This is a genomic window from Myxococcus faecalis (genome assembly GCF_050039385.1).
GTDB lineage: Bacteria > Myxococcota > Myxococcia > Myxococcales > Myxococcaceae > Myxococcus > Myxococcus fulvus.
Genome location: NZ_CP144336.1, coordinates 8,589,968 through 8,610,800, shown reverse-complemented (window position 1 = coordinate 8,610,800; position 20,833 = coordinate 8,589,968). Strand labels below are relative to the sequence as shown.

Genomic DNA, 20,833 nt, shown 5'->3' with positions numbered 1-20,833 from the left:
CTCCCCCGGGACGCAACGCAACACATCGGGAAGCTTCAGGGGGCGGCCATCACCAGGAAGGCGGCCACGGCGGCGGCCAGGAGCAGGGGGATGAGGATCTCCACCGGGAAGCGGTGGTTCATATGCGCCATGTGCAGGCCCTTGAGGCCGAAGCGGCGCTGGCGGCGCACGCGCGTCATCACCAGCGACGCCAGGGCCGGGGGGGCCTTCTCCTTCTGCACACCCCGCACGCGCTGCACCGTGCGCGAATAACCCTCCCACCCGTGGCGGCACTCGTCGCAGCCGTCCAGGTGCGTGCGCACCGCCTGCGCCTGGGGGGCGGGCAGCTCGTCGTCGGCGAGCGCGAGGAACAGGGCCCTCGCCTCGCGGTGGTTCATCCGCGGGTCCACGTCCGGGAGTCTGCGATGGAATTGGCTCATGGCTCAAGCCGCCCCAGGAGATTGGCCAGCTTCTCGCGCGCGCGGTGCAGCCGGCTCTTCACGGTGCCCTCGGGCAACTCCGTGATGTCCACGATTTCGTCGTAGCTCAGCCCCTCGATGTCGCGCAGCGCCACCAGCACGCGCGCGTCGGGGTCCAGCTGGGAGATGGCCCACTGCACCCGGGCCCGCTCGCGCGCGGACTCCAGGGCGGCGTCGGGCGCGGGCGGGGCGCCCGGGCCATCCACCCACGCCTCGCTCGTCTCGTCGTACTCCTCCGAGCGGCCCCGGCCCCGGCGCTTCAGGTACTTCAGCCGGTTGATGCAGTGGTTCTTCGTGATTCGGAACAGCCAGGTGGACAGCCGCGCGTCCTCGCGGAAGCGGCGGACGTTCTGGTGCACGCTGACGAAGATCTCCTGCACCAGGTCATGCGCCTCCTCGCGGTCCCCCAGCATGCGGACGCAGAAGTCGTAGACGCGGTCCTGGTGGGTGCGCACCAGCTGCTCGAACGCATCCGAGTCCCCCTGACGCAGGCGCGCCAGCAGGGCCGCGTCCTCACGCCGGGAGTCGGACGCCTCGGCGGCCGGCCCGTCCTGTCCGATTTCGAGCACGCCGCCCGGTGACACCGGTGTCCTCCCGCGACGGCCCCTCCATCCCAGGAGGAGCCACTGCCCCAGAAGCCTACCCCTTTCCCCTGCCCCGCCGCCTTCCGACAGCGGGGCGCGGAAAAGGTTCCACCGGACCTGTGACTAATCCAACGCCGCGTTGCGGTTGGGGTTCTTCACGCCCAACAACTGCGCGGTGATGAACTCCTCCAGCTCACCGTCCAGCACCGAGTCCACGTTGCCCGTCTCCACGCCGGTGCGCAGGTCCTTCACCATGCGGTACGGCGCGAGCACGTAGGAGCGGATCTGCGAGCCGAAGGAGATGTCCTTCTTCGCGGCCTCGGCGGCGTCGCGCAGGGCCTCGCGCTTCTTCATCTCCAGCTCGTACAGGCGGCCGCGAAGAATCTTGAAGGCCATGTCCTTGTTGGCCGACTGCGAGCGCTCCGTCTGGCAGGTGATGATGATGCCCGTGGGCAGGTGGCGCAGCTGCGCGGTGGAGGACGTCTTGTTCACCTTCTGTCCACCGGCGCCTCCGCCCCGGATGAACTTCAGGTCGATGTCCTTCTCCGGGATGTCGATTTGAATGGTGTCATCGACCTCCGGGTAGACGTCCACGGACGCGAAGGCCGTCTGGCGGCGCGCGTTGGCGTCGAAGGGGGAGATGCGCACCAGCCGGTGCACGCCCACCTCGGCCTTGAGGTAGCCGTAGGCGAAGTCGCCCTCGATGCGCAGCGAGACGTTCTTGAAGCCCGCCTCCTCGCCCGGCACCTCGTCGTTGATTTCAACCTTCCAGCCCTTGGACTCGCAGTAGCGCGTGTACATGCGCAGCAGCATGGCCGCCCAGTCCATGGAGTCCGTGCCACCGGCGCCGGCGTTGATGTCCATGAAGCAGCTGCTGCGGTCCTGCTCGCCGGAGAGCATGCGCGCCAGCTCCAGCTTGGCGACCTCGCCGTCCAGCCCCTCGAGCGAGCCTTCCGCCTCGCGGGCCGTGTCCTCGTCACCGGCCTCCGCGGCCAGCTCCAGGAGCGTCTGCGCGTCATCCAGCCCGCGCATCACCTTGTCGTAGGCGCCCACACTCAGCTCCAGCGTGGACTTCTCCTTCAACATCGCCTGCGCCTTGGTGTTGTCGTCCCAGAAGTTCGGCTGCGTGCTGTCCCGCTCAATCAGCGCGATGCGGGAGCGCTTGCGGTCGAGGTCAAAGATGCCCCCGGAGCGCCAACACGCGCTCCCTGAGGCCGTTGATCTTCTCCATCGAATCGTTCGCCATGGTGTGTCGTTCCTCGTCTTCGGACGCGTGCGGCGACGCTCGCCGACCGCCCGGGTGAAAGGGTTGAAGGTGAAGGGCTCAGGGCGCCTCGAGCCGAGCGACGGGCCCGTCCCGCCGCGCTGACGTCCGCGCCCCGCCCGGCAGCCGCGCCAGCAGGCGCTCCAGGCCGAAGGCCCCCGCCATCCCCAGGGAGATGGGCAGGATGAGCGCGATGAGCCGCCAGTTGTCCTGGTCGAACGGCGGCAACAACTTGAGCACCACGCCCAGCACGCCGCTGCCCGCCAGCACCGCCCAGAGCTTGAACAGCCTCGTGCGCGCCTTCGGGTTCTTGCCCCGCATGAGGGACACGCCGAAGGGGATGGCGAGCAGCGTCAGCGGGTTGGCCAAAAAGAGGTTCTCGTTGCGGTACGTCACCGTGTGGTCCGTGACCAGCCACATGACGAAGAGCGCCGTGCCGGGGATGCCCAGCACCAGCCCGAGCAGCGCTGTCTCCAACCCGAGCAGCACCCGGGGCAGCCGGCCGCCCTTCTTGCGCTCCCAGGCGGCGAGTCCCAGCGCCGCGCCCCCGAGCCCCAGCCCGAGCGCCAGGATCCAGGGTCCCCAGGGCGGAGGCTCGACGGGAGGACGCGGGCGGTTGGACGCCACGTAATAGTTCCACTGCCGGGCCACCAGCGGACGCAGCTGGCCGTCCGCGCCCTTCACCTGGAGCGAGGCGACCTGCTGCTCCAACTCGTCCGGGAGGAAGGCCTCCTCCCAGCGGGTGATCGGGTGGTCGATTTCATCGTTCATCATGAAGTCGAGCAGCACGCTCATCGGCGGGTTCACCGCGGTGTAGCGCCGCGTGTGCTCGCGCAGCGTCATCCGCCCCGGCGCCCGGTCCGCCTCGCGCAGCTGGCCCCCCGTGGCCACGTCGATCATGTCCCGCAGACGCGTGACGCAGTTGTCGTTGTAGTGGTGATACAGGTACTCGCGGTTCTCCGGCAGGACGTTGTCGGCCAGGCGCCTGGCGACCTGCTCGCGCTGCTCCGGGGTGAGGTTCAGCTCCTGGATGCGGACGTCGCGGTCCTCGGCGCGGTAGTAGCGGTAGGTGGCCTCCGCGCGGGCCTGCCCCACCCAGAACTCCAGGCGACCCATGGCGAAGCGGGCCAGCATGGCGTCGTCGAAGGAGAACATCCCGTAGTTGTAGAGACGCGAGACGCCGAGCTTGCGGTCCTCGACCACCAGCGAGCCGTGGCCCCACCAGGCGGGCACGTCGTCGCCGGGGCTGAACGTGGCCAGCGAGATGACCAGGTCCTCGCCCTGGCTCTCGCCCGTGCCCCAGGGAGGCACAAGCCCCGACTGCGCATGCGCGGGAGACGCGAGCAACAAGCCGAGCAGACCGAGGGCGATGAGCGACAGGCGGAGCATGGCTGTGTCCAACACGCGGGAGGCGGCCTACCTATCATGCGCGATGGCCGACTCAATCGACAGGATGCCGGATTGTCCGACAGGGAGCCGTGCGAGGCCTACATCAGGCTGCGCGCCCGGCGGGCCTTCGCGTCCACCTGGAGCGAGTCCGCCACCATGCCGCGCTCGCCCAACAGCTCCTCCTCCAGCGCCGCCATCCGCTTGGCGTCGCGCGGGCGCTCGTGGTCGTGCCCCAACAGGTGGAGCAGCCCGTGCGCCAGGTAGCGCGCCATCTCCGACTCCAGCGGTCGGCCGTACTCCTTGGCCTGCCGCTTCGCCGTGTCCAGGGAGATGACCACGTCGCCCAGGGGCCGGGGGCCCGGAGTCCCCTTGGGCAAATCGCCCGCGGGGAAGCTCAGCACGTCGGTGGCCTTGTCCTTGTCGCGCCAGGTGCGGTTGAGCCGGCGGATGGCCCGGTCGTCGACGAGCGACAGCGACAGCTCGCAGTGCGCCAGCGACAGGCGCGTCAGGTAGTCGCGCGCCCACGTCGTGAGCAGCCGGCCGAACTCCTTGCCCTGGGGGTGCGCCACCTGCAGCGTGACGACGTTCTCCGTCTTCGGGGGCGCGGGGGCCTCCATGTGCGCGCGCTCGGGGCGGAAGGCCGGGGCGCAGACGGACCAGTAGTCACACGCGCCCTTGCCGTCGTTGCGGTACACCACGCGCTTGCCGCGAGGCACCAGGCCGACCTCGCCCGCGGCGATGCGCTCGCGGCGGCCCTCGATGACGAGCGTCAGCTCGCCCTTGAGGACCAGCACGACCTCGTCGAACTCCGGCCGCTGCGCCGGCTCCGCCCAGCCCGGCGGCGCCAGCATGCGCGCCACGGAAGCCGAGTCCGTGCCGGTGGTCGCCGCGCCCACGAACTCCTCGATGCGCTTGCCGTCGTCCCTCGGGATGACCTTGCCCTTGCGCAGTCTCACGCCGTCACTCCTCGCACCCCTGTCACGAAGCCCCCGCCGAGCGTGCCTTGTCCTTGGTCTCCACGGCCTTGCCCCCCGCCACCACCAGCGGCGGCGCCTTGCCGCCGCCCACCGCGCCGGCCGGATACACCGGACGCGTGTGGTAGATGCCCTCGAGCGTGTGCAGGAAGGACTGGGAGATGAGGTTCAGGTCCTTCAGCGTCAGGTCGCACTCGTCGAGCTGCCCCTCGGAGAAGATGAGGTTGATGATCTTCTGCAGCTGGGCCTGGAGCTTGGGCGTGGTGGGCTCCGCCATGGAGCGCGTCGAGGCCTCCACCGCGTCGGCGATCATCACCAGCGCCGCCTCGCGGAACTGGGGCTTCGGTCCCGGGTAGCGGTAGATGCTCTCGTCGATGGGGGGCGCGCCTTCCTTGCCCTCCTGCTCCTTCAAGGCCTTGTGGTAGAAATAGCCCACCGTGCGCGTGCCGTGGTGCTGCGGAATCGCGTCCGCCACCAGCTTGGGCAGCCGGTACTGGCGCGCCATCTCCAGGCCCTCCGTCACGTGGCGCTTGATGATGACGGCGCTCATCGCGGGGGCCAGCGAGTCGTGGCGGTTCTCGCCCTTCTGGTTCTCACCGAAGTAGAGCGGATTCCGACCCTTGCCGATGTCGTGGTAGTACGCGCACGAGCGCGCCAGCAGCGGATTGGCGCCGATGGTCTCCGCCGCGTTCTCCACCAGCGTGCCGATGATGATGGAGTGGTGGTAGGTGCCGGGCGCCTGGACGATGAGCTCCTTGAGCGCCGGGTGGTTGAGGTTCGCCAGCTCCAGCAGCTTGATGTCGGACGCGTAGCCGAACGTCATCTCGATGAGCGGCGTGAGCGCCATCACCATCACCGGCACCGCCAGCGACGAGCCGACGAACGCGCTCAGCGCGGTGATGGCCGTGTCGGCCGTCAGGCCCTTGCCCTCGACGAGGAACAGGAACAGCACCGCCACCGTGTTGGCCGCGCCGGTGACGAGCCCCGCGCGGAAGATGCCCACGCGGTCCTTCGCCCGGACGATGCGGTCGGCCGCCACCAGCGAGCCCACCAGCGTGTAGATGCCGAACGCCAGCGAGTTGCCCAGCATCACGCCCGCCAGACACGCGAACACCATCGCGAAGAAGAGCGCCAGCTCCTGCGTGAGGATGAAGCGCACCAGCATGGCGCCCGCGGCCACCGGGAACACGTAGTAGAGCGCCTCGATGGGCAGCGCCGTGTACCGGTCCTGGATGGCGTCCGCGATGGACACCCAGAGCTGCAAGAGCGCCAGCGTGCCCACCAGCAGCATCCCCAGCAGGACGCCGTCCTTGCGCGTGGGCCGGAAGCGGCGGAACGCCGTCATGCAGAAGAAGTACGAGGCCACCACCAGCAGGGCCACCAGCCCCGTGCCGCCCAGCTGCACCTGCACCAGGTCCAGCCGGTCCGTCTCCGCGCGCATGCCGCGCAGCACCACGAGGTGCCCCTCGTTCACCAGCTCACCGTCGCCGATGACGCGCTGGCCCTTCTTGATGGAGATGACGGCGTCCTTCACCGCCTGCGCGGCCTGGTGCCGGCGCGCGTCCGTCTCCGCGATGTTGATGGTCAGGTTGGCGCGCACCAGCCGCTTGGCCAGCCGCAGCACCGCGCGGCGCTGCACACCGGGCGCGTCCGGCAGGAGGTTGCCGGGGATGGAGGCGAAGCGCTCCATCTCCTGGTGCGCCTCACGGATGTCCGCCACCTGCGGCGCGCCGTTGGGCAGGGTCTCCTCGCCCTTGTTCACCACGTCCCGCACGGTGAGGCCCTGGGGGGCCTCGCGGGCCAGCTCCTCCCGGGAGCCCGCCACGTTCACCGGGCCCTGCTCGGAGCGGTACGCCCGTTCCAGCAGCAGCAAGGTGGCCGTCTCCACCTCGTCCGAGAACCCCTTCGCGTAGAGCGCCTGGAAGTCCTCGGCCTCCAGCCCCGCGTCGCGCTGGCCGAAGAGCAACTCTTGGAGCTCCGCCTGCATCTCCTCGCGCGTCCGGCGCTCACGCTCCACCTGCTCGGGCGTCAGCACCGGGGCCTTGCGCGACTTCTTCGGGGCGGCGCCCTCCTCCGGCTCCAGCTCCGACTGGGCCTCGGCCAGCTCCGCCAGCCGCTGGCGCATGGTCGCGAAGGAGGCTCGCACCACGGTGCGCAGGTGTCCCACCACGGCCGGGTTCAAGTCGTAGACAGGCTTGACGGCGGAGCGGGCCTCCTGGCGCCGCTGGGCCGTCATGGCGCGGTGGACGACCTCGTAGTCGCGCGCGGCCTTGAAGCCGGCGGGGGAGCTGGCCCGGAAGGGCTTGCCGAGGTTCTCCTCGGAGAGGGCGGGGATCTGCTGGCTGTACAGCCCGGGGGAGATGACGAAGCCCGCCCCCACCGACACGAGGAGCAGGAGGAACACCTGGACCGCACGCCGCCCCCACACGCCTCGGCCCAGGCCAAAGCGTGCTGCGAGCGCGTCCAACGGACTGGGCGCGGGGTGCTGCGGTTCCGGTTCGTCCATGGAGGTCCTCACCCTAGATAGGGGCCGTGGCTCCATCAAGGCCGCAGCGTCCCGGAATATTCACGGGGCCGGAAATACGAATGCCCGCCCGCCAGGGTAGGCGCGGGTGGGCATACGTAAGCCTCGACAGGTGCTCAGCCGACGGCGGCCTCCGGCGGGATGGCGACCAGGGGAGCGGACTCCGAGGGGGAGGCCGTGGCCTGGGCGGCCTCGCGAGCGGCGTGGGCCTCGCGCTGCGCCAGCTCCGCCTTGTCGTACGCGCGGATGACCTCCTGGACCAGCGGGTGGCGCACGACGTCCACGTCAGAGAACTCCGCGAAGTGGATGCCGTCGATGTTCTTGAGCACCGCGCGGGCGTGGTTCAGGCCGGACAGCTTCCCGGTGGGGAGGTCCACCTGCGTCACGTCGCCGGTGATGACGGCCTTGCTGTTGTAGCCCAGGCGCGTCAGGAACATCTTCATCTGCTCCACGGTGGTGTTCTGGGCCTCGTCGAGGATGACGAAGGCGTCGTTGAGGGTGCGGCCGCGCATGAACGCCAGCGGAGCCACCTCCACCACGCCCTCCTCCACCAGGTGCGCCGCGCGCTCGGCGGCCATCATGTCGTGCAGCGCGTCGTAGAGCGGCCGCAGGTACGGGTTCACCTTCTCCTGCAGGTCTCCGGGAAGGAAGCCGAGCTTCTCACCCGCCTCCACCGCGGGGCGCGCGAGGATGATGCGCTTGACCTTGCGCTCCTGGAGGAAGGCCACCGCCATGGCCATGGCCAGGTACGTCTTGCCCGTACCGGCGGGGCCGATGCCGAAGACGATGTCGTGGGCGCGGATGGCGTCCACGTAGCGCTTCTGGGCGATGCTCTTGGGCGCGATCTGCCGGTTGCCGGAGCTCTTGAGGACCGGGCCGAGCATGACCTCCTGCAGGGACTCCGCGCCGCGGCCGAGCACCTTGATGCCCTGCTCCACGTCCTCGCGGTAGATGGGGCGACCGGCGCGGATCATCCCCTCCAGGTTCTCCAGGAGGCGCACCGTGAAGGCCACCGCGTCGGACGGGCCGGACAGGTGGAACTCCGTCCCCCGTTGTCCCACACGGACCCCGAGGCGTCGCTCCATCAGTTTGAGGTTTTCGTTCTGGTTGCCGCACAGCGCCAGGGCCGTCTCGTTGTCACGGACGTCCACCTTGGCGGAGGAGGCGGTGACGGCGGCTGCGGGCGCTTCCAACGTGGCGGGGTTTCGCAATGCGGGTCGTTCCTCGGGTCGGTACCAGTTGTCTTCAACGTAACGCCGCCCCCCCGGCTCCGAAAGACGACTTCACGCAGAGGCTAGCGCAAGGGTGGCAGGAGGACGAACCGCCGAGCGGCCTGCCGCCGGTAGTAGTACTCCTCCCGCCACGGGTATCTGAGTTCCTCCGGGCTCAACAATCCAGCCTGGACCAAAGCATCCAACCGCTCCGGCAACTCACCCCGTTCCAGACGGAACACTTCGAGCGCGGCCTCGATGCGGACGCGTTGGGCATCGGAAACATGACGCTGGGCCGCTGGGGCCGCGAACGCCGTGGCCCCGCGCGTGCGCTCCGCATCGGAGAGCGCCACCCGGAAGACGACCACCCCCAGCACCGCCAGCACCAGCATGGTGGCCACCACGCGCCCCACCGCGCCCACCAGCCGTGAGAGCAGCCGCTCGTCACCTGGGGCCGGAGCCCTTGCGCCCTCGGGGTGGATGACCCGGACGTACTCGCCCTTCACCAGGTTGTGCAGCGCCTTGCAGGTCTCGAACTCGCCCAGGCAGCAGACATCCACCAGCTTGCGCAAATCCCGGCCGGGCGCGATTTCGTCGTACACGCGGCGCTCGGTGCCCGCGATGACGCCCAGCTCGCCGCCCTCCTCGCCCTCGCGGGGCGGGGGCAGCGCCTTGAGCCGCTCGAAGGAGAGGTCGTCGCGGTGGATGGACTTCCGGATGACGGGCCACTCGTCCACCATCCGGAAGCCCTCCATGAGCACCGTCTCGGCGCGCAGGGGGCGGATGGCCTCGGCGTCGGGCTCCACGGGCTCCTGGATGAACTCGTAGGTGCCGGCCTTCCACGTGAAGAGGCGGTAGAGCGTCTCCGTGGCCTGCAGCTGCATCATCGACTGGAAGCGCTCGGTGGTGAGCGCCTGGCTGGAGACGAGCACGTCGCCCAGCCGCTTCAGGGTGCGCCGCTGCGTCTCCAGCGCCGCCTCCAGCTGCGTCTCGGTGATGAGCTCGGCGCGCACCAGCATGGCGCCGATGAGGTCCTTGCGCTTGCGGGTGACGCTCTCGACCTTGATGATGTGGCCGTCCCGGAAGCCGATGCGGACCTCCTGGTCCTTGTTCTCCAGTTGCAGCGAGCCCGTCTTCTGCTGCTGGCCGATGAGCTGGAGGATGTCGCCGATGCCGAAGTCCTTGAGCGTTCCCTTCAGGGACATGGCTACTCCTCTCCCCTGCGCAGCCGGACCAGGCCCCGCAGCGACATCAGGTGGATGCCCACCAGCAGCAGCACCGCCGGCACCAGCTTGAGGTACAGCGGCGCGTCCGCGTACGGCGCGCGCACCAGGCCCCGGTACAGCAGCGAGGCGGCCAGCGCGAAGAGGAACAGGAAGGCGTACAGTGCCCCGCGCACCGTGCTCCCGGAGAAGACGTGTCCCGCGCCGGACAGGAGCGTGCCCACCGCGTACGTCACCCGACCCACCCAGGCCTGGTGCCGCTGCACTTCATCCGCCTTGCGCTGACGCAGCTGCTGGGGAACCAGGCCCCTGCGACTGAAGACGTTCACGCACTGGCCACACTGCGTGCTGCCCACGCCCAGCTCCGGGTCGCACCGCGTGCACACAGGACGGCCGCAGCGCTCGCACACCTTCGCGGCCTTCAGCCGTCGCGCCGCAACGCCCCAGAGCACCAGCAGCCCCGCCACGCCGGCGGGAAGCAGCCAGGACACCGGCCCCGGCGCCACGCCCGGCAACACCCAGCCGGACAGCTGCGCCTCCACCCGCCGCCCCGCCTCCGAGCCGTCCGCGAGCGACAGCCACTCCGATGCGGGCACCGTGGGCGCGAGCGTCAACCGGTTGAGCAGCAAGCGGTCATCCGGAGGGGGCTCGCGGCGGAGCAGCTCGCCATCGAGCGCCTGCGCGGACGCGGTCGCCGTGGCCGCGCGGTCCAGTTCCTTGCCCACCTCCGAGTCCGGCAGCGTCTTGGCCCGCCGGCGGTGGAGCTGCGCCAGGTTGTAGTGCGGCGCGGCCATCCTCGGGTCGGCCTGCGAGGCCTGCACGTAGAGCTGCGCGGCGCCGTCCACGTCCCCCAGCCCCACCAGCGTGTTGCCGAAGCGGGTCAACAGGCGCGCGTCCCCGCTGCGCACGGCCGAGGCTGCCTTGAAGTGCGTGCGGGCGTCCTCCAGCAGGCCACGGCGCGACTCGTAGTGCCCCAGCGCGTTGAGCTCCGCGAAGGTGGCCGCGCGCGACTCGTGCCGCGCCTTGACGCGGGCCACCGCGCCCTCGGCGGACAGGCCACCGCGCTCCAACAGAAACACGTCCTCGGCGGGCGTGCCCGCGAACGCCGTCACCCGGGTGAGCTGCCCCGCGGCGAGCGGCGTCAGGCCGAGCCCCGCCACCAGCACGGCGGAGACGACGCGCTCCCGGTTCGTCAGGTACGCCGCCACCACGGCGAGCAGCACCAGCAGCCGGGGCACCAGCCCCCACGGCAGCGTCAGCGGCAGCCCGAGCAGCAGCACCCCGAGCAGCGCCGACTGCCAGCGCGCGACGGCTCGCGGCAGCAGGTGGTGGAAGTCGTGCAGCGCGTAGCGCACGCGCCTGAGGAACAGCAGCGCGACGAAGAGCACGGCCGTGGCCGACCAGGCCAGGAGCAACAGCGAGCCCAGGTCCGCCAGCGCCGGCCCCCGGTAGCGGGGGTCCAACGCGAGGGACAGGAAGGCGGCGCGAAGCTCGCCCAGCACCCGGCCCACGGCGGTGAAGTCCTCCTGGGCATAGAGCTCCGCGAGCTCGAAGTGCGCCAGCGGGAGCCGGGGCGACAGCTCCACCGCGAGCCGGGCCAGCCGCACCGCGCCGCCCATGTCCCCGGCCCGACGCCGGACATCGGACTCGCGGAGGAAGCCGACGCTGATGGGCTCCAGGTCCGCGGCGAGCAGCTCCTGCTTGAGCGTCAGGAGTTCCTGCTGCGCCTTCTCGGCCGTGCCGACGTCGTTCGTCGAGCGCGCCTGCCGCCAGCGGTCCCACACCGCGAGCACCTCCTCGTCCGACACCCGGGGCGTCAGGATGGGGCTCAGCACGGGGCGGGGCACAATGACGGGGGGCGGCGCGGGCTCGACGACGGGCGGGGTGGGCGTGGCGGCGCGCGCGGGAGGCGGTCTGGCCTTCTCTCCCCGTCCGGTGCGCCGGGAGGCCGGATCCTGCTCTTCGTCGACGTCGAGCTCGCCGTCCTCGACGGGGGTGTCGTCCTCGGGCCCGGCCGCGTCGTAGGACTCATCCTGGAGGTCGGGCTCGAGCGGGCCCGGATCCACCTCCTGGAGGCGCGTGGGCGCCTCGAGCTGCGCGAGGGCCGACGCAGGGGACAGGAGCATCAGGCCCGAGAGGAGGAGGGAGGGAAGCAGGAAGCGGATCATCCAGGGCTCGGATGATAGGCGAGCCGGGCCGAACCACGAAAGACAACGCCACCTGTCCGGTCAGGACCGGCTTTCCGGGACGGCCGGCCAGGACCACGTGTTACAGGGTCGGCATGTCGCGGGACGGCCCGCGCGAGGGAGGCGTGAACGACATGGGGACCCCCGGGACCGAGCTGGAACGTCTGGTGGACATCATGCGGCGGCTGCGGGCCCCGGACGGCTGTCCCTGGGACAGGGAGCAGACGCTGGGCACGCTGCGGCCCTACCTCCTCGAGGAGGCCTTCGAGGTCCTGGACGAGATGGACCGCGTCACCGAGGGCGGCCCCTGGCACCCGCTGTGTGAAGAGCTGGGAGACCTGCTCTTCCAGATTGTCTTCCACGCCCAGCTCGCCGCCGAGCGGGGTGAGTTCACCATGGCCGACGTCAGCCGGGCCATCAGCGACAAGCTCACCCGCCGCCACCCCCACGTCTTCGGCGAGCAGCGCGTGGACGGCTCCGAGCAGGTGCTGGCCAACTGGGCGAAGCTCAAGGCCGAGGAGCGCAAGAAGAAGACGGGCAGCGAGGGCTCCGTCCTGGACGGCGTCCCCTCCGCCGCGCCCGCCCTGCTGCGCGCCGAGCGGCTCACCGAGAAGGCCAGCCGCATCGGCTTCGACTGGCCGGACCTGGCCGGCGTGCGCGGCAAGCTGGCCGAGGAGCTGGTCGAGCTGGACGAGGCCATCGCCTCCGGGGACAGGGCCGCCATCGAGCACGAGCTGGGCGACGTCCTCTTCTCGCTCGCCAACCTCGCGCGCTTCGTGAAGACCCCCGCCGAGGACGCGCTGCGCCTGGCGAGCCTCCGCTTCACCCGGCGCTTCCAGCACATCGAGGCCGCGCTCCGGGCCGAGGGGGTCCCCTTCGGCGGAGCCACCCTGGAGCACATGGAGCGCCACTGGCAGGCGGCCAAGGCCCAGGAGAAATCCCTCCCGCCCCCCACCACCCTGCCCCGCGCGCCCCTGTCCACCCTGCGCCTGGGCGTGGTGGATCTGGAGGCCCAGGCCGCCTTCTGGACGCCGCTGGCGGCCCTGCTCGGGTGGATCATCCCGGCCCCTGTCCCGGCGGGCGAGGCCCGCTACGAGAGCGGATCCATCCGGCTGGTCTTCCAGCGCGCGAAGACGGCGGCGACAGGGGCCACCCTCACCCTGGAGGCACCGTCCGAGCACGCGGTGGCGCTGATCCGCCGGCAGGTGGAGCGGACCTCCCCGGGCGCCGTGCTCGAAGCGGGCGCCGGGCGGCTGACCTTCCGGGACCCCGCCGGGCTGGTGTGGGAATACACCACCCAGGCTGGGTGATTCCCCCGCCAGAGCCTTCTGATCGCGTCCGGAGCCCGGAAAACCCGTCCGTACGCACACGCCCGTCTTGACGCCTGCGAGGCGTCGCAGTAAGGACGGCCCCTCTTTTTAGCCTGCCTTTCGCTGGAGATTTCTCTTGGCCAACACCAAGTCCGCAGAGAAGCGTTACCGTCAGTCCCAGAAGCGCCGCGCCCGGAACGTCACCGTCCGCACGGACGTGAAGAGCGCCGTGAAGTCCGCCCGGGAGGCCATCGGCTCCAAGGACGGCGCCAAGAAGACGGACGCGCTCAAGGCGGCTTCCAAGGCGCTGAGCAAGGCCGCGACGAAGGGCGTCATCCACAAGCGCACCGCCTCGCGCCGCATCTCCCGCCTGGCCAAGGCCGCCGCCAAGAGCGCGCGTCAGGCCTGATGCACCCGGGGGCCCCTCGACAGGTCCCCGCCCAGTCCTCGAAACAGGCTCCCCGGGAGGAGGCTCCGCGCCTCCTCACCAGGTGCTGGCGAGCCGATCGAACCCATCCCGCATGAGCACCTGCGCCAACCGGTCCAGGGCCGCCTGACGGTTGGACTCGGCCTCGAGGATGTCTCCGCTCCCCGGCAGGTAGTCCTCGGTCCCCGAGATGACTGTCTCCTGGGGTGGCTGTCCTTCCCGCACCAGCCGCAGGCGCACCGTCGCGGCGACGCGGAAGAAGCGGCCCACGATGGTGGGCGAGCTCCACAGCGACAGCACCGCCCCCTCCACCTTCGCGTCGCACGACGCCCCGCTGCCCAGCCGCCCCACGCGCGTCAGCTCCTGGCGGAAGTGGCGCGTGAAGAGCGTCTCCAGCGCGGGCTCCGGCGTGTCGTTGGTGAAGATGGGCGCGCACACGGACTTCACGCCCTCGGGCAGCCCCTCACCGCGCGGCGTGAAGCGGTAGCCACACCCGGACAGCAGCAGGGAGCCCACCCCCAAGCCCGACAGCAGCACGGCCACGTGGAGACGCCGTGAGGCGGACTTCGAGCGGAGCGACATGGGCGGCACCCTACCCGCCCCGGCCCTTGCGTCAAGCGTGAGGCCCGTCCACCGGGCGCCCGTCCGCGTCCGTCACCACCACGCCCCGCGCCTTCACCGCGCCCGCCAGCGTGCGCCAGGCCTGGAGCAGCCGCGCGTCCCGCTCCGAGCCCCGCCGCGCGAGCCCCAGGGACCAGCGCGTCGTGCCCCCGGTGGACGTCTCCAGCACCAGCGTGTGCACGCGGCACACGGCCGCCAGCAGCACGCCCAGCGCCGTCAGTCCGAAGGCGACGAGCTTGAGCACGAGCACCGAGGCCACGGCCCCCAGCGCACCGAAGCCGCAGAGCATCAGCGCCTCCAGGAACGGCCGCGTCTCGAGCGTCAGCGCGCGCAGGTGGACCAGCTCCACCCCCCGGGGCGCCACCCCATCCGCCATGCGATAGGAGAGCCGCCCCGCCTCGCCGACGAGCTGGCGGCCTCCCCCCAGGTCCGCCGTCAGGAACGGCCCGGGAGGAGCGGGAGGCGGCACGTCCGCCGGCGGTGGGGCCGGCAGCGGCGCGTCCGGCAGGGGCGCGCCACACGCGATGCACCGCGCGCCGCCGGCCGCCTGGGGCCGACCGCACGCGGTGCACATGACGAGGACCTCGGTGGGCACCCGACTCCCCGCTCAGCCGACGACGAAGTTCACCAGCCGCTTGGGCACGAAGACGAACTTGCGCAGCGTCTTGCCGGTGATGGCGGACTTCACCCGCTCGTCCGCCTCGGCCGCCGCGCGCACGTCCGCCTCGCCCGCGTCCGCGGGCACCTGGATCTCCGCGCGCAGCTTGCCGTTCACCTGCACCGCGTAGGGGATGACGTCATCCACCACCAGGGCCGGGTCGAACTCGGGCCACGTCTGCGAGACGGTGAGCTGCGCGCTGCCGTAGGCCTCCGCGATTTCATCCGCGATGTGCGGCGCGAAGGGCGTGAGCATCATCGACAACAGGCGCACCGCCTCCGCCATGGCCGCCTTCTCCGCGGGCGTCTCCGGCGTGCCCGCGTCGGAGAGCGCGTTGAGGCACTCCATGATGCCCGCGATGGCGGTGTTGAAGGACAGCCGCTCGATGGCCTCCCCCACCCGCTTCAGGCCCTTGTGCGCCGCGCGGCGGATCTCCAGCGCCTTGCCCTCGAAGGGGCCCGCGTGCGTGGCGCCCGCCACGGCGGCCTGGTGCGTGGAGGCCAGCACCCAGACGCGCTTCAGGAAGCGGAACACGCCCTCCACCTGGGCGTCGGACCAGTCGAAGTCACGCTCCGGCGGGCCGGCGAACGCCACGTACGCGCGCGCCGTATCCGCGCCGTACTTCTCGATGATGGAGGCCGGCGCGACGACGTTGCCCCAGCGCTTGGACATCTTGCGCTTGTCCGGACCGTTGACGATGCCCTGGGTGATCAGCCGCGTGACGGGCTCGTCCACCGGGCTCAAGCCCAAGAGCTTCATCACCCGGGTCCAGAACCGGAAGTACAACAGGTGCATCACCGCGTGCTCGGGCCCGCCCACGTAGATGTCCACGGGCAGGAAGCGCTGGGCCTCCTTCGGGTCGAACGGCGCGGCGTCGTAGTGCGGAGACAGGTAGCGCGCGAAGTACCAGCAGGAGTCGACGAAGGTGTCCATCGTCTCCGCCTCGCGGCGGGCGGGGCCACCGCACTTCGGGCAGGTGGTGTTCACCCACGAGGCGACCTTGGCCAGCGGGGGCTCGCCCTTGCCGGTGAGCACCTCCTGCACGTCGATTTCGGGCAGCTTCACGGGCAGCTGCGACTCGGGCACGGGGATGCCGTGGCGCTGCGGGTCGCACTTCTCGCAGTAGACGATGGGGATGGGCGTGCCCCAGTAGCGCTGGCGGCTGAAGCCCCAGTCCTTCTGGCGGTACGTCACCGTCGCGCGGCCCTTGCCCTCCGACTCCAGCTTGCGCGCCATCTCCTGACGCGCCGCCTCGGACGTCTTCCCGCTGTACTCACCGGAGTCCACCAGCACGCCGTACTCGGTGTACGCCGCCTCCAGCGCGTCGCCCGCGGGCAGCGGGTCGCCCGAGGCCGGCTGGATGACGACCTTCACGGGCAGGCTGTACTTGCGCGCGAAGGCGAAGTCGCGCTCGTCGTGCGCGGGCACGCTCATCACCGCGCCGGTGCCGTAGTCGCTCAACACGAAGTTGGCGATCCACACGGGCACCGGCTGGCCGGTGAACGGGTTGAGGGCGTGGGCGCCCGTGAAGACGCCCTCCTTCTCCGTGTCCTCGCCCGTGCGCTCCGTCTTGGACTGGGCCGCCATCTTCTTCACGAAGGCGTCCACGTCCGCGCGGCGCTCGGGCGTCGTCACCTGGGCCACCAGCTTGTGGTCCGGCGCCAGCACCACGTAGGTGCAGCCGTAGAGGGTGTCCACGCGCGTGGTGAACACGCGGATGGAGGCGTCATGCCCCTGGACGCGGAAGTCCGCCTCCGCGCCATCCGAGCGCCCAATCCAGTTGCGCTGCATGGACGTGATGCGGTCCGGCCACTCCTTGAGCGTGTCCAGCGCGTCCAACAAATCCTGGGAGAAGGCGGTGATGCGGAAGGCCCACTCGGGCATCTCGCGGTCCACCACGGGCGAGGAGCAGCGCTCGCACACGCCGTCCTTCACCTGCTCGTTGGCGATGACGGTGTGGCAGCCGGTACACCAGTTCACCTTGCTGAAGCGGCGATAGACGAGCCCCTTCTCCAGCATCTTGATGAAGAACCACTGGTTCCAGCGGTAGTACTCCGGCTGGCTGGTGTTCACCTCGCGGGACCAGTCGTAGCTGTAGCCCAGGCTCTTCATCTCCGCCTTGAAGGAGACGATGTTCTCCTGGGTGCGGATGGCCGGGTGCACGCCGTCCTTGATGGCCGCGTTCTCCGCCGGCAGGCCGAACGCGTCCCAGCCCATGGGGTGCAGCACGTCGTAGCCGCGCATCAGGAAGTAGCGCGCGTACACATCCCCGATGAGGTAGTTGCGCACGTGTCCCATGTGCATCTTGCCACTGGGGTACGGCAGCATCTCGAGCACGTACTTCTTCGGTGCGCCCGGACGCTTGCCCGCCCGGAAGATGCCGGCCTCGTCCCAACGGGCCTGCCACTTACCTTCAATCGCCTGCGGCTCGTAACGCTCGTTCATCGCCATATCCGCTGCGCCTCTTATGGGAGGGCCGGCCCTGGGGGCAACCAATCTCGCCGGCCACTCCTGGCCGACGGAGCCCGCTTTCTCCGGCTGACCCGAGAGAACCCCCGGCCCGGCCGTTCTGTGCCCGCCGCGCGCATGGAACCGGGCGGCCGCAGGCACGGATGCACCGCGCCAACACAGCCCGCTACAGCGCCGCCCTGCGGGGGCTGCTGCGGTGACGCCTCCACCCTCCCCACCACGTCGACCTTGCGGAGATCCACGACGTCCCCCCTCGGGTAGGGACACCGCGCCCCTCGTGGCGCCGGTCCATCGCGCTTCGCGTCAGTCAGCTCTCGATACGAGATCGGAATATTTCCGTTTGGATGGATTTGGCCAACATTCTTGAAAAACAAGTCTTACCATTGACTTGGTTCAGTTCACCCACCGACGATTCGCGCCCACGGCACCTGCAGGGGGGGCCGTTCCCACCGTTGCGAGGAAAGATCCGAATGACGCTTAAGAGAGCGTTGATTCCGGGGTGCGTGATCGCACTCTTCTCGTTGGAAACCATGGCGCAGGAGGCCACCACTCCGGCTCCCGAGCCGCAGGCTCCCGCGGCGCAGGCTCCGGCGACCCCGGCACCCGCTCAGGCTCCGGCCGCCACCACTCCAGCCTCCCCCTCGCCCGCCGCGGCGCCCGCGCCCTCCTTGGGCCGCACGGTGAAGGGACGCGTCGCGGACCGGCTGACGAACGAGGGCCTGCCGCTGGTGCGCGTCATCATCAAGGGCACCACCCAGGGCGTGGAGACGGAGCTGGACGGCACGTTCTCGCTGCCCAACGTCCCGCCGGGGGCCACCACGCTGCTGTTCTCCAGCCAGGACTACGGCGAGCGTGAGGTGCGCGTCGGCGCCACGCAGGACAACGTGAACGTGGCGCTCGACAACGTCTTCTCCGAGGAGATGGTCGTCGTGGGCCGCGCCTCCGAGCTGGCGCGCAAGCACCTGGCCAACTCCGTGGCCTCCGTCAGCGCGGAGGAGATGAACCGCGCGCCCGCGCAGACGGTGGACCAGGCCCTCCAGGGCAAGATCGCCGGCGCCAACATCCAGCAGAACTCCGGCGCCCCGGGCGGCGGCATCCAGATGCGCCTGCGCGGCGTGTCCACCATCAACGGCTCCACCGCGCCCCTCTACGTCATCGACGGCGTGCTCGTCAGCGACGTGGCCATCGCCTCGGGCGTGTACGTGGTGACCGACTCGGTGGGCGGCTCCAACCCGAACCCCACCCAGGACAACCAGGTCAACCGCATCGCGGACATCAACCCCAACGACATCGAGAGCATCGAGGTCCTCAAGGGCGCGTCCGCCGCCGCCATCTACGGCTCCAAGGCCGCCAACGGCGTCGTCATCATCAACACCAAGCGCGGCCGCGCCGGCGAGCCCAAGGTGGAGCTCACCCAGCGCGTGGGCATGTACACGCTGGCCAACAAGCTGGGCACCCGCCGCTTCGAGACGGTGGAAGAGGCCGTGGAGACCTTCGGTCCGGAGGCCGCCAACTACTGGACCGGCAACCGGTATGACCACGAGGCCAAGCTGAGCGGCCGGCGGGACCTGTCCACGGAGACGCTCGCCAGCGTGAGCGGCGCCAGCGGCAACACGCGCTACTTCGCGTCCGCGATGCTCCGCAACGACGAGGGCATCATCAAGAACACCGGGTACGAGAAGGAGTCGTTCCGCCTCAACCTGGGTCAGACGATCGGCGAGGTGGTGGAGGTGAACGTCGCCACCAACCTCATCCACACGCTGGGTCAGCGCGGTCTGACGAACAACGACAACCAGACCATCACCAACTACATGGTGCTGCCCAACGTGCCCGAGTTCCTGAACATGGACCCGGACGCGGCCGGCGTGTACCCCACCAACCCGTTCCTCGGCAACGGCGCCAACCCGCTGCAGACGGCCGCGCTGGTGAAGAACGACGAGGACGTGTGGCGCTTCATCGGGTCCGGTGACGCCACCGTGCACCTGATGAAGACGGACGAGCACCACCTGCGCGTGCTGGCCAACGCGGGCGTGGACCGCTTCCAGCAGGAGAACCGGCTGCTGTTCCCGCCCGAGCTCAACTTCGAGCCGGTGGACGACACCTTCCCGGGCACGTCGCTGTTCGGCACCAGCCAGGTGCGCAACCTCAACGGCGGCCTCAACCTGGTGCACAGCTACAAGCCGGCCTCCAAGTTCCTCAGCGCCACCACGTCCGTCGGTGTGCAGCTCGAGGAGCGCCGCATCGACTCCACCTACGTCATCAGCGAGAACCTCAACGCCGGCCAGCCCGGCGTGGACAACGGCACCGTGATTGGCGTGCGCGACGACGCCAACCACGTGAGGGACCGCGGCTACTACCTGCAGGAGGAGGTGCTCCTGCTCGAGGAGCGGCTGACCCTGGTGGGCGCCGTGCGTGGCGAGCAGTCCAGCGTCAACGGCAACCCCAACAAGCTGTTCTTCTTCCCCAAGCTGGCGGCCGCGTACCGCATCCCCACGCTGCCGGCGTTCATGAACGAGCTGAAGGTCCGCGCGGCCTACGGCGAGACGGGCAACCTGCCCCAGTACGGCATGAAGTTCAGCGGCATGAGCGCGCTGAACAACGTGCAGGGAACCCCGGGCCTCATCGGCACGGGCGTGGCGGGCGACCCGAACATCCGTCCGGAGCGCCAGCGTGAAATCGAGGCCGGTGTCGACGCGCTGCTGTTCGGCGGCGACCTGACGCTGGAGCTGTCCGTGTACCAGCGTGGCATCAGCGACATGCTGCTGCGCCGCGCGCTGCCCACCTCCACGGGCTTCACCACCCAGTTCGTCAACGGCGGCTCGCTGCGCAACCGCGGCATCGAGGCCATGGTGCAGGTGACGCCGCTGAGCGGCCCGCTCGAGTGGACCAGCTCCGCGACCTTCGCGCTCAACCGCAGCAAGGTGACGAACCTGCCGGTGGCGCCCTTCCAGGCGGGCGGCTTCGGCAACTCGCTGGGCGCGTTCTTCATCGAGGAGGGCGCGTCCGCCACGCAGATCGTCGGCAACGTGGGCCGCGACGCGAACGGCAACCCCATCGTCCGCAAGATTGGCGACACGGAGCCCACCTTCACCATGGGCTTCGCCAACACGCTGCGCTACGCGGACGTGACGCTGTCCTTCCTGTGGCACTGGCAGCAGGGCAGCGACATCATCAACCTGACCCGCTACCTGTATGACAGCGCGGGCACCTCCGCGGACTTCGAGACGGCGGGCCGTGAGCGCGTGGCGAACCGCCGGGGCAACGCGACCATCTACATCGAGGACGCGACGTTCCTGAAGCTGCGCGAGGTGACGCTCAGCTACAACCTGCCCAAGAGCTGGGTGTCCGCCATCCCGAAGCTCCAGAACGCGCGGCTGAGCCTCAGCGGCCGCAACCTCCTGGTGTTCACGGGCTACTCGGGTCTGGACCCCGAGGTGAGCAACTTCGGCAACCAGGCCATCGCGCGCAACATCGACGTCGCCCCGTTCCCTCCCAGCCGCAGCTTCTGGACGTCGCTCGACGTCGGGTTCTAAGC

Annotated in this window: 15 protein-coding genes; 3 read left to right on the top strand and 12 right to left on the bottom strand. The window is 70.2% G+C overall.

All coding sequences use genetic code 11. The features are described 5' to 3' along the window. Nucleotides 1-35: 35 nt before the first annotated feature. The 9 genes from VZQ01_RS34820 to VZQ01_RS34780 form a co-directional block, all read right to left on the bottom strand. Nucleotides 36-419 (bottom strand): anti-sigma factor family protein, encoded by a 384-nt coding sequence (locus VZQ01_RS34820; protein ID WP_141330615.1) that lies wholly within the window; start codon nt 417-419, stop codon nt 36-38. Beyond that, a complete protein-coding gene (locus VZQ01_RS34815; RefSeq protein ID WP_223745830.1) occupies nt 416-1,042 on the bottom strand; it encodes an RNA polymerase sigma factor in 627 nt (208 codons plus the stop codon). The genes VZQ01_RS34820 and VZQ01_RS34815 overlap by 4 nt, the downstream gene beginning before the upstream one ends. A 123-nt stretch (nt 1,043-1,165) precedes the next feature. Further along, nucleotides 1,166-2,288, bottom strand: a protein-coding gene (gene prfB, locus VZQ01_RS34810; RefSeq protein ID WP_223745829.1) for a peptide chain release factor 2 whose coding sequence is annotated in 2 segments (ribosomal slippage) — nt 1,166-2,218 and nt 2,220-2,288 — 1,122 coding nt in all. Because the reading frame shifts where the segments join, the coding sequence is not laid out codon by codon here. Between the two features lie 78 nt (nt 2,289-2,366). Beyond that, the gene (locus VZQ01_RS34805) at nt 2,367-3,695 is read right to left on the bottom strand and encodes an Lnb N-terminal periplasmic domain-containing protein (RefSeq protein WP_426745783.1); all 1,329 of its coding nucleotides are present in this window, start codon (nt 3,693-3,695) and stop codon (nt 2,367-2,369) included. A 98-nt stretch (nt 3,696-3,793) separates the two neighbouring features. Next, nucleotides 3,794-4,651: an rRNA maturation RNase YbeY gene (gene ybeY, locus VZQ01_RS34800; protein WP_141330607.1), complete on the bottom strand. Its 858-nt coding sequence runs from the start codon at nt 4,649-4,651 to the stop codon at nt 3,794-3,796. A 22-nt stretch (nt 4,652-4,673) separates the two neighbouring features. After that, entirely contained in the window at nt 4,674-7,175 is a 2,502-nt protein-coding gene (locus tag VZQ01_RS34795; RefSeq protein ID WP_223745827.1) for an HD family phosphohydrolase, read from the bottom strand. 134 nt (nt 7,176-7,309) lie between these two features. Then, nucleotides 7,310-8,404 carry a PhoH family protein gene (locus VZQ01_RS34790; RefSeq protein WP_141330603.1) on the bottom strand — a complete coding sequence of 365 codons (1,095 nt, stop codon included), beginning with the start codon at nt 8,402-8,404 and terminating at the stop codon, nt 7,310-7,312. Between the two features lie 83 nt (nt 8,405-8,487). Continuing rightward, nucleotides 8,488-9,609: a DUF4388 domain-containing protein gene (locus tag VZQ01_RS34785; protein ID WP_426745781.1), complete on the bottom strand. Its 1,122-nt coding sequence runs from the start codon at nt 9,607-9,609 to the stop codon at nt 8,488-8,490. Between the two features lie 2 nt (nt 9,610-9,611). Then, entirely contained in the window at nt 9,612-11,795 is a 2,184-nt protein-coding gene (locus VZQ01_RS34780) for a tetratricopeptide repeat protein (RefSeq protein WP_426745780.1), read from the bottom strand. Nucleotides 11,796-11,947: 152 nt separating this feature from the next. Here VZQ01_RS34780 and mazG point away from each other — a divergent pair, with 152 nt between their 5' ends. Both mazG and rpsT read left to right on the top strand, forming a co-directional pair. Beyond that, entirely contained in the window at nt 11,948-13,123 is a 1,176-nt protein-coding gene (gene mazG, locus VZQ01_RS34775) for a nucleoside triphosphate pyrophosphohydrolase (RefSeq protein ID WP_426745779.1), read from the top strand. Nucleotides 13,124-13,259: 136 nt separating this feature from the next. Continuing rightward, a complete protein-coding gene (rpsT, locus tag VZQ01_RS34770) occupies nt 13,260-13,532 on the top strand; it encodes a 30S ribosomal protein S20 (protein ID WP_141332110.1) in 273 nt (90 codons plus the stop codon). 75 nt (nt 13,533-13,607) lie between these two features. On the opposite strand, the gene lptE is transcribed toward rpsT, so the two are convergent. The 3 genes from lptE to leuS are packed head-to-tail and all read right to left on the bottom strand — an operon-like array spanning nt 13,608 to nt 17,280. Continuing rightward, entirely contained in the window at nt 13,608-14,132 is a 525-nt protein-coding gene (gene lptE / locus VZQ01_RS34765; RefSeq protein ID WP_141332109.1) for an LPS assembly lipoprotein LptE, read from the bottom strand. 31 nt (nt 14,133-14,163) lie between these two features. Beyond that, nucleotides 14,164-14,766: a hypothetical protein gene (locus tag VZQ01_RS34760; RefSeq protein ID WP_267700327.1), complete on the bottom strand. Its 603-nt coding sequence runs from the start codon at nt 14,764-14,766 to the stop codon at nt 14,164-14,166. A 12-nt stretch (nt 14,767-14,778) separates the two neighbouring features. Beyond that, a complete protein-coding gene (gene leuS / locus VZQ01_RS34755; RefSeq protein WP_426745777.1) occupies nt 14,779-17,280 on the bottom strand; it encodes a leucine--tRNA ligase in 2,502 nt (833 codons plus the stop codon). Between the two features lie 548 nt (nt 17,281-17,828). On the opposite strand from leuS, the gene VZQ01_RS34750 reads away from it, so the two are divergent. Next, complete coding sequence (locus tag VZQ01_RS34750) at nt 17,829-20,831, top strand: SusC/RagA family TonB-linked outer membrane protein (protein WP_426745776.1); 3,003 nt, start codon at nt 17,829-17,831, stop codon at nt 20,829-20,831. Nucleotides 20,832-20,833: the final 2 nt, after the last annotated feature.